The organism is Photobacterium galatheae, from assembly GCF_000695255.1.
GTDB classification, from domain to species: domain Bacteria; phylum Pseudomonadota; class Gammaproteobacteria; order Enterobacterales; family Vibrionaceae; genus Photobacterium; species Photobacterium galatheae.
Map to the genome: position 1 here is coordinate 159333 of NZ_JMIB01000023.1, position 13063 is coordinate 172395.

Annotated in this window: 18 protein-coding genes; 2 read left to right on the forward strand and 16 right to left on the reverse strand. The window is 46.6% G+C overall.

Features of this window, described 5'->3' with window-relative positions; genetic code table 11:
* Positions 1-250: 250 nt before the first annotated feature.
* The 12 genes from EA58_RS20955 to EA58_RS11985 all read right to left on the reverse strand — a co-directional run bounded on the left by EA58_RS20955 (position 251) and on the right by EA58_RS11985 (position 7965).
* Positions 251-838, reverse strand: coding sequence for a Rha family transcriptional regulator (locus EA58_RS20955; RefSeq protein ID WP_051642046.1), 588 nt, complete (start codon positions 836-838; stop codon positions 251-253).
* A gap of 12 nt (positions 839-850) precedes the next feature.
* Positions 851-1219: a Rha family transcriptional regulator gene (locus EA58_RS11935; RefSeq protein ID WP_036752898.1), complete on the reverse strand. Its 369-nt coding sequence runs from the start codon at positions 1217-1219 to the stop codon at positions 851-853.
* Between the two features lie 49 nt (positions 1220-1268).
* Positions 1269-1511, reverse strand: coding sequence for a hypothetical protein (locus EA58_RS11940; protein ID WP_036752901.1), 243 nt, complete (start codon positions 1509-1511; stop codon positions 1269-1271).
* Positions 1512-1533: 22 nt separating this feature from the next.
* On the reverse strand, positions 1534-2034 hold the full coding sequence (locus tag EA58_RS11945; protein WP_036752905.1) for a PadR family transcriptional regulator: 501 nt from the start codon (positions 2032-2034) through the stop codon (positions 1534-1536).
* Positions 2035-2044: 10 nt separating this feature from the next.
* Positions 2045-4804, reverse strand: coding sequence for a toprim domain-containing protein (locus EA58_RS11950; RefSeq protein ID WP_036752909.1), 2760 nt, complete (start codon positions 4802-4804; stop codon positions 2045-2047).
* A gap of 239 nt (positions 4805-5043) precedes the next feature.
* Positions 5044-5334: a hypothetical protein gene (locus EA58_RS11955; protein WP_036752912.1), complete on the reverse strand. Its 291-nt coding sequence runs from the start codon at positions 5332-5334 to the stop codon at positions 5044-5046.
* Entirely contained in the window at positions 5334-5636 is a 303-nt protein-coding gene (locus tag EA58_RS11960) for a hypothetical protein (RefSeq protein WP_036752915.1), read from the reverse strand. The genes EA58_RS11955 and EA58_RS11960 overlap by 1 nt, the downstream gene beginning before the upstream one ends.
* Positions 5633-5854 (reverse strand): hypothetical protein, encoded by a 222-nt coding sequence (locus EA58_RS11965; RefSeq protein ID WP_036752918.1) that lies wholly within the window; start codon positions 5852-5854, stop codon positions 5633-5635. The genes EA58_RS11960 and EA58_RS11965 overlap by 4 nt, the downstream gene beginning before the upstream one ends.
* The gene (locus tag EA58_RS11970; RefSeq protein ID WP_036752921.1) at positions 5842-6516 is read right to left on the reverse strand and encodes a tyrosine-type recombinase/integrase; all 675 of its coding nucleotides are present in this window, start codon (positions 6514-6516) and stop codon (positions 5842-5844) included. Before EA58_RS11970 ends, EA58_RS11965 begins: the two co-directional genes overlap by 13 nt.
* A 26-nt stretch (positions 6517-6542) precedes the next feature.
* Entirely contained in the window at positions 6543-7028 is a 486-nt protein-coding gene (locus EA58_RS11975) for a phage regulatory CII family protein (RefSeq protein WP_036752924.1), read from the reverse strand.
* Between the two features lie 182 nt (positions 7029-7210).
* The gene (locus EA58_RS20960; protein WP_051642047.1) at positions 7211-7741 is read right to left on the reverse strand and encodes an antA/AntB antirepressor family protein; all 531 of its coding nucleotides are present in this window, start codon (positions 7739-7741) and stop codon (positions 7211-7213) included.
* Positions 7742-7773: 32 nt separating this feature from the next.
* On the reverse strand, positions 7774-7965 hold the full coding sequence (locus tag EA58_RS11985; protein WP_036752927.1) for a hypothetical protein: 192 nt from the start codon (positions 7963-7965) through the stop codon (positions 7774-7776).
* 133 nt (positions 7966-8098) lie between these two features.
* On the opposite strand from EA58_RS11985, the gene EA58_RS11990 reads away from it, so the two are divergent.
* On the forward strand, positions 8099-8923 hold the full coding sequence (locus tag EA58_RS11990) for a helix-turn-helix domain-containing protein (RefSeq protein ID WP_051642048.1): 825 nt from the start codon (positions 8099-8101) through the stop codon (positions 8921-8923).
* A gap of 316 nt (positions 8924-9239) precedes the next feature.
* A complete protein-coding gene (locus EA58_RS11995) occupies positions 9240-9560 on the forward strand; it encodes a helix-turn-helix transcriptional regulator (protein WP_161781040.1) in 321 nt (106 codons plus the stop codon).
* Here the strand turns inward: EA58_RS11995 and EA58_RS12000 are convergent.
* From EA58_RS12000 to EA58_RS12015, 4 genes are all read right to left on the reverse strand, one after another.
* Entirely contained in the window at positions 9557-11395 is a 1839-nt protein-coding gene (locus EA58_RS12000; RefSeq protein WP_036752935.1) for a coiled-coil domain-containing 22 family protein, read from the reverse strand. The two genes, EA58_RS11995 and EA58_RS12000, sit on opposite strands and share 4 nt — an antisense overlap.
* A 63-nt stretch (positions 11396-11458) precedes the next feature.
* Complete coding sequence (locus tag EA58_RS12005) at positions 11459-12466, reverse strand: phage late control D family protein (protein WP_036752937.1); 1008 nt, start codon at positions 12464-12466, stop codon at positions 11459-11461.
* Positions 12457-12663 carry a tail protein X gene (locus EA58_RS12010; RefSeq protein WP_036752939.1) on the reverse strand — a complete coding sequence of 69 codons (207 nt, stop codon included), beginning with the start codon at positions 12661-12663 and terminating at the stop codon, positions 12457-12459. The genes EA58_RS12005 and EA58_RS12010 overlap by 10 nt, the downstream gene beginning before the upstream one ends.
* The gene (locus tag EA58_RS12015; RefSeq protein ID WP_036752941.1) at positions 12660-13055 is read right to left on the reverse strand and encodes a phage tail protein; all 396 of its coding nucleotides are present in this window, start codon (positions 13053-13055) and stop codon (positions 12660-12662) included. Before EA58_RS12015 ends, EA58_RS12010 begins: the two co-directional genes overlap by 4 nt.
* Positions 13056-13063 lie beyond the last annotated feature (8 nt).

A 13063-nucleotide genomic window follows, 5' to 3' on the forward strand; every position in this document is an offset into this window, starting at 1 on the left:
AAACAAATTAAAAAACATAGACTTACAACCCACAAGTAACGTGGGTTACGGACATTTTCTTCAAATAGAACCTGTGGATCAGCGTTAGTACTGACATTCGAGAAACCATATCGGCTTCGTTCAGACAGTCTTTTCAATTTCATCTGTACCTCATCTTTGCTGTTGCCGCAGCAATCTGAGTAGGAAGCTGCCCTCTTACGAAGGCAGCAGTGTGTGAGCCGAAAGCATAGTTTTGCCACTATGCTCTTATTCAAGGTAACTCATCAGAAAGTGGCCATTCAGAGTCAATGCTATCTGTTATGGCTTCAAAAGTTTGCATTTGCAGTTCAAGCTGGTTGCTTTGGATCTGCGAAGAAGTTTTCATCGCTTGACTAAATACGCTCTTCATTGCTTCGTATTTACTACGACACACGATCATTTTATCTTCTCTTTGGTAATGGGCTGCCATCTGCATCAACATCTGACCAGCATAGTTATCAATGGCCTTCCCACCCCTTAGTTCTTCATCCATACGGTTGAACTCTTTGATAAATGCAGCCCTAAAAAGTAATGCTTGCTTTCCCGTGAAGCCAAGCACGAGGAAGTAAAATCCATCTTTTGTCATGTAATACACTTTGTCATTTCTTGTACCACCATTCGGGATAGGAGATGCAACGAACGTCTCCTTAAAATTAAGGAAGTGTAAATCTTCCTCACTTGTTAAACGGCGAATTGCTTGCAATACATTGTCGTGCCGTTTACCAAAATACTGAGCCACTTTCAGTGACGTCGTCATTGGCTGACCGTCAATAATTTCTAATGCCGGTACGCTCCCACATGGTTCAGGAAGACTTTTCATAATCAATGCCTCTTAGTGAATAGTTTCGTTTAGCTGTTTTCCATTTACACACAAGCAAAGCAATTGGTCCGATAGAAATTCAAACTCCGTAAGATACTTTTCCACTAACTGTTTATTCAATCGCCCATAGAACTCACTTAGAAACAGAGAAAATCCGTCATATGTTATATAAAAGATTTCTTTATCAACGCCATTTTCAACCATCTTCACTGAAGAGAAGTTGTTATCAATAAATGCGTTGGAGTAATCTACAGCATGAATTTTCTGCAATACTTCATTATGTTGAATTTCAAACACCGTCGAAAACATAAGTGATGTCGTGCTTGCTTTCCCGTTCAATACTTCGACTAATGGCTCTTCGTTGATTAACTCTTGTTTCATGCTATTTACCTTATTTATTTGAATTTAGAATCAATTCACCACTGTTACGTCAGCAATGGTGATTGAGCACTTTAACCGTCACATCCAAATGCAACGATGAGATCCCAAGCTTCACAGCCAAACGCTTACGGTTTGCTGTATCCAGATTGATGGCGCTTGCGAGCGTTTCATACTTGTTTTCATGACCACGCATAATCGCTTTTTTACTTTCGATATATTCCTTTTCCAGCCCTGCCTCCTGGTAAACTTCAGAAATTAAAGTGGCGATGTGGTTGAGTGATTTCTTAGGCATAACAGCCCTCCTTCCTGTTGATTTATGCTGCCTGTGTTAAACCGGATGCAAATGCTCTGACCACGCCTTGGCACCACTGAGCATCTGCTTCCAGCAAACGCTGTTCACGGTCCAGCGATAGCAGTAACAACGCCTCGGTGCATGAAGCACGCTCTGCTTCAATTGCTGCAATACGCTGCTCGATTTCTGATTTCATGCTCTGGTAATAGCCAGGCTGTTTCAAAAACAACATTGCGCTGGCATCGTCCTGAAACTTTCTTATTGCAGGTTGCTGAGACTCAGCCTCTGCCAGCATTTTTCTGCCAAGGTCAGTCAGGCTATACACTTTCTTGTCTGGCTTGCCCTGTTGCATGACTTCTTCGATGCTGACACAGCCAGATGCCTCCAATCTGGCAAGCTCCCGATACACCTGCTGATGAGAAGCTTTCCAGGGTGAATGCTGAATCAGCTTCGTGATGTCATAACCTGTATGGCAATGATTCTTCAGCTGACTGAGTAATACGATTTGCAAATTACTGATCATCCTTGTTTCCTCATTGTTGATTCACTTGCTGTTCCTGAACGTGTTCAGGGATTCCCGGGTACAACCCGAATTCACGAAGATTCTCGACCCCTAAAGCAACGAGATTAGAAACTCGCTTGGTATTGATTGTTTTTTCGCAAGGCTCCTTCAAAATCACGCCGGCATTCTTTAGCTGCCGTTTCAGAACCCGGTCTGACTTCACCGGTAAACTGTCGAATGTCTGTTTCAATGCCGGCGTCTGGCTGAGTTGCTGCATCATGTGGCTCGTTCGAATCAACAGGCACAGTTCTCCGTCTATCCAGTCAAATAGGTATGGATAGCGATACTGACCCGAATCAATCTCACCCAGAATGACGTGAAGAATCCAAACCCAAGGTTCCCGTGAAGCATTGGTTTCACTGACATGAGCGCTCATTTCTGTAATCAGATGCGATACGAACTTGCCGTACTTGGAAGGCATACCGGTGAATTGGCACAACAGCTTCCATGCAAGTAATACGCAGCTGTAATTCTCAATCATGCGCTCTGCAGTACTGTCACTGTTGACCGAACTGCGCTTTGTTTTCATGTACTCCAGACACTCATGAAAGTGCTGACGCATTTCCTGACGGGAGAATGTCGTCAGAAACTGAATCCACTCTTTCACCGGAAATCTCGGCAAATCTTCAGGCAGCAATGCGCCTTTTCTGTTGGATAAATCAGACCGAATCAGCTTGCCCTGCAAGCTCTGAACGGGGACGTCTTCCCCCGCCAGTAATACCGGTGCAACACAGAGGAACTCAGTCATCTCTGAACTGCGTTTCGATGTGGTGTACTGATAGCTCTCCTGCAAAAGCGCAACAGCTCGATCAATCGTTTTCTGTTCCTGCGCACTGATTTCTTCCCAGCCAACCGGGTGCGAGGTGTGCCCGATTGAAGTCACCAAACGAAATTCAGACTTCATACTCTGGCTGGAAAGCATCGTGAAACCGATGCTTCGCTCAATCCGCTTAATCAGCGTCGACTTACCTGCTCCCTTATCAGCTTGAAGCGTGAAGTGCGGCCAGAAGCCCAGAAACGTTTTGATATGGCATCCCAGCCCCCAAACCAGCGGAATCAATCCGGCGCTTTGTTTAAACGTCTTGCTGTACGCTTCGATAACCGACTTGCCATCACTTGGGTGACCAGAAATGAAACGCAGGTTGTAATAAGGGCATTGCTGCTTCGGGTTCGTAAAGTAACAATCCGGCCCTTCATTAAAGATTGGTTTGCCTTCATGCCAGGCGAGGCCAACAAAATTCACGGCAGAACGTGCGCCAATCTTGGTGGCCCTTTCCAGTATTGAAATCATCCTGCTGAATTTTCCCGGGTTAAATATCCCCCCGCCAACGCGACGCCAGACATCAATGTTGTAAAGCTGCTCCCTTTCAAGAATGAAACGGGTCAGTTCATAAGGTGAATCCGGCGTCTGTATCGAAGCTGAGTACACCTTGTGGGCCTGCAGATCTTTCTCTCCGGTCATCGCTGCATTGGCAGAAGAAATTGTCACCTTCGAAAGTCCGGCGATTCTGAAGCTGCATACATCCTGAGGGATTTGCTGCTCACCTTCTTCCTCGTTCTGAACAATCTTCAGGAAACTCGTGAAGTCCTGCTTAGTCCGAAACAACCCATACATATACTGGTCATGATCAGGCAGAGGCAGACGCTTCACTCTGCCTGAAATAAACTGGCCTTCCTGCCCATAAACCAGCCATTGCTCCAGCCGCAGCAAAGCAAACTTCGTTTCCTGAGGCCCATGTTCACGCAGGTAATCATTCAGGTCGTTTACTTCCTCCCATTGCGGCGTATCCTGCCGGACCAGAAAGCACGGTATGTTCAGTGCAGTACACGCTTCATGCACCACCCATGCGGCTTCCGGCCCCGGACGGTGCCCCTTGCGTGGTCCATCTTTAATTGGCGCATCATTGTCGAAACAACACACCACTTTCTTCCCTGCCAGAAAACGCCAGTCAATGTCTTCCACAGCCAGCCCGCGGGTCGCAATCGCCGTTGTCGTACCTTTGCCAGTCCCCTCCGGGTCAAATGCCGCCACAGCTGATATGGCATTGATGGGCGATTCAACAACGTAAACAGTCGTGGCTCTGCGAAGGGCCATTGCATCGGGAATATAGGGGTATCCACGCTTCTCTCCTTGCGCCTTAGTTTTCAGGTCTCCATTCAGTGACGGGTCAAAGTAACGGTAATCAATCCCCATCACCTGCTTGCTCAACACACAGCGGGCTGGGAAAACAATGGCCGGGCCGCCATACCCAATTTCACCCGACTTCTTCTTTGAGTTCGTCCAGTCACTGAACCCAAACGCACCCCGTTTTTGCATCAGGTCTATCACCGGGGCCGGAATCTTCCGCTCATCAAACAAATACCGCCGCGCATCACTTGCCACTGCGAGCTGCTTTTCTGCCAGCCATTCCAGCTTTGGCTTTTGCTGTTGCTGCTCTGGAGCATCTGCCGTAATCCCGTATTCCTTATGAATCCAGCGCATTGCCTCGCTGGCATCATCAGCACGGCCGCAATAAATCACCAGGTCGATACAGCTTCCTTTTTCACCTGTGGTGTGGTCTTTCCACATCATGTGGCCAGCTTCTTCGGCAACGAAAATGCTCACGCTTGGGTGCTTGTCTGCCCTGCCCTGCGCCCGGTAATTGCCATTCGGCTCAGGGCGTTCCATACCCAGCCGTTCGGCCAGATCGTGCAGGTCAATCTCTCGTTTTAGCTTGTCTGCGGACGCCATACAGCGAACCTCCAATGTCTTGCAAATTCACCCCAACTTCTACGGGGCCGAAACGCGCCGACAACTGGCGCTTTAACGCGTTGAAATCGTCTGAACTCAGTAACTCAGCTACCTCTGCGTGTTGGCTCTGAATGTGCTGCCAAACCAACCGTTTCTTGTCGGTTGGTAACTGGCTTAAATTCACGCAAGGCGCCTGGAGCCGGCAAATGCACGGCTCCGGCCAGAAAGCTGAAGGTGATTTAGAGGCCATGAGCGATAATCCGGCGCAACGATGCAGAAGCCACCCACAACTCATCACTAAACTCGCAGCCATGCGTGATCCCACGCTGCTTTACCAGTTCAGCCGGAATCTCGCTGATACGGTCAGCATTCAGCACAAGGTGACCTTGCTGCTGCCATCTCTGCAGAGTTTCCATGTGGTCGCTCTCGAACGCCGGTAATGAAATAAATCCCTGATTCTTCACCAGCTGTTGCTCCAGCTTCATCAAGCAGCGCTGCTCGCTTAGTGTCATCCGTGTTGCGAACATCATTAACGCTCCCCACCCAGGTACTGAGCTGCAATGGTCTTATTCGGATACAACTGATGGCGCGCCCACACAGAGTGACGATTCAAAATCGACAGCATGTCCGACACAAACTCACGTGGTACACCTTCATGACGTGTCCAGCACCGAATCAAACCGGGATACTGACCAAGCTCGCCCGCCACGTATTCATGCAGCTCGCGTTCTGTCGCTCTGCTATCAAACACATGCAGATTGATATTCCTTAACGCGGCTTGCAGTGCCGCACGCCTGAGTTCAACCACAATGGCTGAAAGTGACTTACTCATCTTCCTGTCCCTCTGCACAACGAATACACCGCAATCTGCTGAAACTGATTCACCTGAAATTTTCCCTGCCCAATCGGGTTTAACCACACACTGCCGTCTGGCTGTTTAGAAATGGCTTCCAATGGCGCAATATCCGCCGGTGAACCCGAAATACTCACCAAGTCGCCGCGCTTCAGCCTTGCGGCCGCTCTGTGGCCATCTAACATCAGTGAAAACATGTACTTGCCTCCCGCATGGCTGATGCCAGTGATTCCTTATCCGGCCTGGTGTAAATGGCTGTGGTCTTGATGTCTGAGTGCCCCAACACCGCCTGTACACGTCGCAGTGCGTCCGGTGATGTTGCGCGTTCCAGATACCGCTTTGCCCAGCAATGCCGCAGCCAGTGAGGGGTGCCTTCCGGAACTTCTGCAGCCCGGCACCAGAGTTTGAAGCGGTGCTGAAAACTCCGGCGACTCATGTGCTGACGGTTCCGGCTCAGAAACAGGGGGCGCTCCTCTCGTGGGGTATCCCAGTCCCAGCCTTCACTCATTTCACGATGAATGCGCAGCAACTCACGCAGCGCTTCGGTTGCAGAGCGGTTCAGAGAAACCGGGTGTTTCTTCTGGCCTTTGGTGTTGGCACTGTCGAAGACCAGATAACCTTCATCCAGGCTCAGTTCTGCATCCAGAACCGACAGACCACGCATTGGCAGGTGATACTTATTGGCCTTTTTCGGATCCGGCCCAGCCAGCACACCCAAACGGACAGCGGTTTCCCGCATCAGCAGCATCCAGTAGTAGTCGCGCTTTGCATAAATGCAGTCGGTTGATTTGATAGTTTTGAACAGGTGTTTTTCTTCCTGCTCTGTGAAGTAATGTTCGAAAACGGTTTGATGACTCATGGCTTACCTCCGGGCTTCGCCTTCTGTTAATCCACAACCAATGCACGCACGCGGCTCAGAAACTCCAGCGCCGCAGCGAAAGATTCCTGCAAGGCACGTTCAATGCGTTCGAACTCATCACGCTGGATATCGCCATCTGCCAATGCAGCCGCGAGTTCGCGATTTACATCGCCGATTTCAGCGTGCCAGTTACTGTATGAGTTCAGCAGTTCCAGATCGGAAATGGTTTGGTAATTCGCCAGGAAGTAGATGGAGTAGTTCATCTCAGCGGCCAGCGCACGCAGTATCTGCACATCGCCGGTGAGCTTCATTAGGGTGATCGCATCCATCAAACCCAGTTTGTGGTGCTTTTGTTTGGGATTGATTTCATTGGCCAGCACGCCCGTACGCTTGTTCAGCTGCTGCTCTAACATGCAGGTGTTATTAAACTGACGCAGGGTTTCACGGCAGGCAGTGGTAACCTGCGGATAGCACGGTTCCTCACGCATGGGCGTGATAGATGAAATGGTCATATGACCTCCTGAGTTTATTTACATTTTGTTTTTCAGGAGGCTGCGTTACACTTAACCGCAAGGATGAAATGGTGTGTGAGCCGTGAGCATAGAGGTTGCTGCCTCTGCTCATCATCTGACGGTTAGTTGTGTATTCGCAGCTTCCCGGGCCCTTCCTGATTGCCGTTAGGAAGGGCTTTTTATTAACTGGCTTTTTTCTCTAATTTCACGTCCAACAATTCAATCGGTGGCTGTGGCATTTTTAGCTGTAGACAAATACGTTCAATTAACTCTTTGCACACCTGTTCCTCGAACTGATTGTCTGAAGCTTTCAAACGATCAATCGTTTTCAGAAGATCTCTGCTCAGAGTAGAAGTTTGATTTACAGACAACGAATTAATCTGGATAAGCTTTTCTTCGCACTCAATAAAATAATCCCGCATTTGATAGCCAACATCTGAGCGATCCATCATGCACAAGTGTTTAGCCATTTCGACAGTGATTGTGTACTCAGTGGCAGGACGTCCTTTATCTTCATTTTTTGCCAAAATTGGCAAAAAATCTTTGCCTTCAGTAAAACCTGTTTCTTCAATACGACGACCAACCCAACGAGAAAATGCCGTAGCATTGCCAAGGGTGGAGTGAAGACTTCTTGCATCAACACAACGTTTTGACACATTTCCAATGACGGCACTAAACACTTCAATTTTGATTGGTGATTTTGTTGTATTCATTTTCATTTCCTTGAATTGATGAAATTAATTGCTTATTCCGCATCATCGCCCAGTGGCGGTAATCCCAGCTCCTCTTCCTGTCGCTCCACAGCTTTTCGCAACAAAATGCGAGCCATCTGTGCCAACTTACGCTCCTCTAACGTTGCCAAGCGTTCAACTCGTAGTCTTAACTCAAGATCACGGGTCGCAATGATGTCTGAATTCAGACCGCGAGTAGTTATCATGTATTGTTCCCCTATGTTAAACTCACAGAGATAAGCAAATTCACGTCACAATCATAAAAGTGAGTTTGTTATCGGACAAAACAAATACTAGATCCGTTTTATGATCAAATCAAGCCATTGAAGGTATCGCATTGTGAGTAACTTTGAATCTCGTCTCAATTTTTTACTTGCTGATCGTAAGCAAACTCCGTGGGGCAAAGCTTTAGGCTTTCCAAGTGCAACAATTTCAGCAATCTTTGGCGGGCGTGTTCCTGGTGAAAAATTTCTGTACACCATTCGAAGAGCAGAGAACGTAAATCTGGATTGGCTACTCACAGGCGAAGGTCGGCCATTCTTCGTTGACCAGATATCAAACCCTGAGTTTTTTGCCGATAAAGTACAGACCATGCTGGAAGATGAACCACACTGGCAGCTGTACATATGCAGCCTTGGTGAGCGTTCTATTCTTGTATTTGAGCAACCTGGTCAATGGGCATACAAAGGTGACAAGATGATTGATATTCGAATCACTGAAGTCTTGGTTGGTCCGGGAAGCGAAGCACTCACCAAAGTACTCCGCGAGTTTCCGAACAGAAGCAACATTAAAATTCCGCTACTTTCTCCTGAAGATGAAGAAGCAATCGCTACAGGACAAGTGGGTACATACCGTCTATTTGAAAGCAACAATGCTCTACTGGCCAATAACAGACCAGCAAAAGAGTCAGACCTTCAGTTTTATTCTGCTCACGAACCAACAGCGAATACAACCGATACCGAGGAACCGATAAAATTAGGCCTCATGCGAGCCGTTGTCGCATTAGTCGAAGATTGCGCTTCTGAACTGAATGAAACTTTATCCAGCGACCAAAAATCCCGGGTGATCACCGCAGTCTACCGACAGGCCGATCGTCTTGGTCTTCAACCTGAAGACTTAACAGCCGAGAACATCCGCACAGCCATCGACGTTGTTCGTGACTAATGCTTTCCTAACAACGAGGTGAGATTTTACTTTTTTCTCCCTCGCTAACTCTTCCAGTACCTGAAACGCCAGAGCAATGACTCTTTCCTCTGGCGTCTTCTCCTGCTTATCTTCCTTTACTGTTTGTGTCATTTATAACCTAGCCCTTTCTTTTTATTGCACATTCCTATGATGCGACGTGATTTTACCGCTACGCTCACGCGGATGAAGTGCTAAACGACACATATACCGAATCTGTAGACGGCTGAGTAACGCGCAGAGACAGATTCGCTCAAAACGCACAAAGCCCGTCTCAGCCTGTATGATGCGCCGCAAAATGATGAAAGACCGTTTAAAACAGGCCAGGAAGGCAGCGGGGTTCTCGAGAGCAAAAGTCGCTCAGGCCATGCACAAATCACCCTACACGGTGAAAGCCTGGGAAACGACCGAGCGCAAACCGCGAACCATGCGAGAAATCAAAAGGCTGTGTTCGTTGCTGAATATTCGTGTTGAGTGGTATTTAGCGGGCGAAGGCCCGATGCGACCTGTGAAAACCGAAGCCCGGGAACAGGAACTGTTAGCCCTGTTCTCAGAGCTAACAGATGAGCAGCAGGAGGCAGTGCTGGGGATGTTGAGGGTTATGGGTAATAATAGCTAATTATTCAAATGCTTCTGCTTAGGTGCAATTGATATTTTACGTTCAAGTTCTACGATCTTTTTTTCTTGAATCTCAATTATCTTCTGTAGCCTTTCCGATTCATCTCTTTGTTTTTGAAGAAGCTCATCATAATACTTTTCTTGAATGGCACTATTCTCTTTAATCAATTCAACCTCTTTAATAACTTGCTGGTTATTTTGTTCAACACTAGATTTCAATGTTTTTGACAATTCAGAGAACTCTTGAGAAAATCGATTAAGCCCTTTTGATAATACAACCATTTCACTATTAGATTTTTCATCAGATTCAATAGATTGATATATGGAATAGGCAACACCACCAAATGAAACAAAAACACCTAAAAGCGTAAGACCAATTACAATATAGTTTAATTTAACGGACTTATCTGAAAGTTTGATTCCTTTATCTGAAAGTTCCAAACTTTTTTTAGAAATATCGATACCTTCTCTTGCCAGCTTTGATGACTCATCGCCTGAACTCTTTATCTCATCAGCTACTTTAAGCTGAGTTTTATTCATTTCAACAGTAAACTCAGCAGTTTTGGTCGAAACCTCCACCAAAACTGCCAAGCTTTCAGACATATCATTTAAAGGTTTAAGTCGTTTTTCCTCTTTCTCTATCTCAGCCTTTTTACTCTCATAAAAAAGCTCATCATATCTATCTGGTAAATTAAAATTAAATCTAGTAGGTTGTTTTCTAAAACCCTCATGAATTTTATTTTCAAAATTGCTATCCTTACCAAGATCACCTCCAAATTTTGTGACCCCACCCGCAACACCTAACGTTATTGGATCCACACCCTGTATAGTATTAGTTAATGATTCCCCTAAAGTTAAAGTGTTTACAATATCCTTATTCAAGATATCTGAGAAATGAGAATGCCCCTTGAGCAAATCATTCTTAAAGATGTCACCAACCCCCTGAGAAATAGGGATTTTTAAAGCATCAAAATTACTATTAAATACATCTCCTAATGGCGGGATTATGTTATATACACCTGAGGTTATAGTATCAATAGTATTGATTTTATCTTGTAGAGGATAAGGGATATTTAAATAACTATGAGGCTTATTTAAAACCCCGTAGTTGTCAAATTCATTTTTGAACAGCTCTATCTCAGGAGTGAGAGCTACACCTTGAAAAGGATTTATTTTTTCAAACCCTAGTTTATTAGCATATATATCCCCTATTGAAGGCATGTTTTTGTCCATACCTGTACCTACCCCATATACTCCATTATTGAACGAATCAGATAGATTTACATCTTTAAAAACATTACCGCTCATAAAGTGAGACGGTTTAAGCTCATTTAAAACAGACTCCCTCAGAATATCAGCAGCCTTACTTCTTTTTCCCTTCTGTTTTACTTGCAATCGATATAAGTACTCAACATTGCTTTCACTTTCTTTTTTAGAATACAGGACTTTCCCTGGTCGATATGTTACAGAAACCTTGTCATCTTCATCGTTTTCTATTCTTTTCTTTTCTCGATATAAATATTTATTAACCCTGATAAACTCTCCTGCGATTTCATTAAGCTCATCAATGCTTAATTTTCTCACATCATCAACTGATAGAGGATAATAATCAGGTTTGTTTCCGTCAATCAATGATTCAATAGGATAGCAAACCACTCGAACAAAACTTCTCATATAATTTAGTGGTGTTAATTCTTCACTTTCACCATCTATTGCCTTTTCTAAATCCGAAGAAGACTTAATAGTAAATTTGAGTATTTTTAGATCACCAATGGAAGTTCCAATAATTCTCGAATCTTCTCCAGAGAAAGTCATTGAAATATTATTCAAGTCCATATTTTCACCGTAACAAGTTTTAATATGCTCATAGTGTCATTTATATGCAACAAGAATGTCAACTCAATTCAGCCTTGGTATTTCAATCAGCTTCCCCTTCGGCACCACAAAGCTTGCACTCTGCACATGACCATCCTGATCCAGCGTTTCTGTAACGCTCTCGCACATCCATGCGCCGTTAAATTGTGGGCGCAAATGGCCGCTGAGTAAGATGTTCCGCTCGGCCTGAAGGCCGGGGATAAATGGGCTGTCGCTGATTTCGAGTTTATATTCCGCTCGCTGAGATTCATACAGGGCAGATTCTGCTGCCGCTTTAGCACTGGCCTCGTCCGGATAAGGTGTATTGAGCTGTTTGGCTTTCCCTTTGCTGTCGCCTACCCGCACCGTTTTTGTCTCCGCTGCATCCCCATCGTGCCACTTGGCAATCACTGCCTGGTATTTCCCGGCCCCGCTGAGCGTAATTTCGGCTTTCACTTCATCAGTCAGGTGCAACGGCACTGCAGGCAGGGTTTTACCGCTGACGGTTTGATTATCGCCGCGGGGAAAGAAAATCAGCTTGCCCTTAGCCACTTTCATGGTGGCGTTGTGCTCATTGGCAAGTTCTGTCAGCAAATCCGCATCGCTCTGCCCGGTTTGCAAACGGTGCTCAATGTGAATGTCGCTGTAAACCTCAGACACAGCAGGCTGATAACCACAGCGAGAGGCTACCGTCTCAACCAGCGACCTGAGGGAAATATTCTCCCAGGTAAAATCGCGCTGATTCTTGAACTCACCTGACAGGTTGGCCGCATCACCAGACAGAATGATCAGGTTTGCAGGGCTGACCAGTTTTACCGAATTCACCGTGTACGTGCCGCGGTCGTAGAGCCGGCCTTCCTGTTTTCCGGTTGCGATTTGCAGTTGGGCTTCTGTTTTAGGGAATGCGATTTTGCCATCATCGACCAGCGTCAGGCTGAAGCTGTCGCTGTTCCGGCCTGCTTCATCGGTGATGGTTAAACTCACGAACAGCGGCCGGATGATGTCGGTGATGTCTTTGCCGTTGGCGACAATCTTGTAATTGGCTAATCCCACAGGCTGATCTCCTCATCGGCTGTGGGTTCCTCAAGCTTGGGCAGATGTATCTCGACGCCGGCCTGCAGCGGATGAGGCAAGGAAGATAAACCACGGTTTGCTGCCAGCACCGCTTCATAAGCGCCGGGCAGGCCGTTGTAGTAGCGATAGGCGATGTCATCAATTTGATCGCCGTCTTTGGTGATGTAAGTTGTCATGCCAGATCCTGCGGATATTCTTTGATTTCAAGCGTGAATTCCACTTTACGGGCGACCCCCTTCATCCAGAGTTTGGACTTATCAACCTGCAACTGGCGCACCGTCCAGAGTCCCCAGTCTTTGCCCAGTCCGTCTATCATGCGCAGCGGCTTACCCTGATCGCCTTCGGCTTTCATCTTGTCGGTCTGTGCCAGTCCGCCCCGAAAATACGGGTAAATTGTGCCCTGCAAACGAATGGCAGACAGATCCGCACCCACATACTGAGAACGCGGCTTGCTGCCAGCGACATTGTGATCAGCCCAGCGCCAGCTGTGGGTTTCACTGATGCTTTGTAAGGCCGCGCTGTTGATTGAGAAACGGTATTCACCCAGAGCCATCATGACATCTGCCATGTCACCTC

Coding starts and splice junctions, on each gene's coding strand:
- EA58_RS20955 (WP_051642046.1), bottom strand. CDS start 838: ATGAAAAGTCTTCCTGAACCATGTGGGAGCGTACCGGCATTAGAAATT.
- EA58_RS11935 (WP_036752898.1), bottom strand. CDS start 1,219: ATGAAACAAGAGTTAATCAACGAAGAGCCATTAGTCGAAGTATTGAAC.
- EA58_RS11940 (WP_036752901.1), bottom strand. CDS start 1,511: ATGCCTAAGAAATCACTCAACCACATCGCCACTTTAATTTCTGAAGTT.
- EA58_RS11945 (WP_036752905.1), bottom strand. CDS start 2,034: ATGATCAGTAATTTGCAAATCGTATTACTCAGTCAGCTGAAGAATCAT.
- EA58_RS11950 (WP_036752909.1), bottom strand. CDS start 4,804: ATGGCGTCCGCAGACAAGCTAAAACGAGAGATTGACCTGCACGATCTG.
- EA58_RS11955 (WP_036752912.1), bottom strand. CDS start 5,334: ATGATGTTCGCAACACGGATGACACTAAGCGAGCAGCGCTGCTTGATG.
- EA58_RS11960 (WP_036752915.1), bottom strand. CDS start 5,636: ATGAGTAAGTCACTTTCAGCCATTGTGGTTGAACTCAGGCGTGCGGCA.
- EA58_RS11965 (WP_036752918.1), bottom strand. CDS start 5,854: ATGTTTTCACTGATGTTAGATGGCCACAGAGCGGCCGCAAGGCTGAAG.
- EA58_RS11970 (WP_036752921.1), bottom strand. CDS start 6,516: ATGAGTCATCAAACCGTTTTCGAACATTACTTCACAGAGCAGGAAGAA.
- EA58_RS11975 (WP_036752924.1), bottom strand. CDS start 7,028: ATGACCATTTCATCTATCACGCCCATGCGTGAGGAACCGTGCTATCCG.
- EA58_RS20960 (WP_051642047.1), bottom strand. CDS start 7,741: ATGAATACAACAAAATCACCAATCAAAATTGAAGTGTTTAGTGCCGTC.
- EA58_RS11985 (WP_036752927.1), bottom strand. CDS start 7,965: ATGATAACTACTCGCGGTCTGAATTCAGACATCATTGCGACCCGTGAT.
- EA58_RS11995 (WP_161781040.1), top strand. CDS start 9,240: ATGATGAAAGACCGTTTAAAACAGGCCAGGAAGGCAGCGGGGTTCTCG.
- EA58_RS12000 (WP_036752935.1), bottom strand. CDS start 11,395: ATGGACTTGAATAATATTTCAATGACTTTCTCTGGAGAAGATTCGAGA.
- EA58_RS12010 (WP_036752939.1), bottom strand. CDS start 12,663: ATGACAACTTACATCACCAAAGACGGCGATCAAATTGATGACATCGCC.
- EA58_RS12015 (WP_036752941.1), bottom strand. CDS start 13,055: ATGGCAGATGTCATGATGGCTCTGGGTGAATACCGTTTCTCAATCAAC.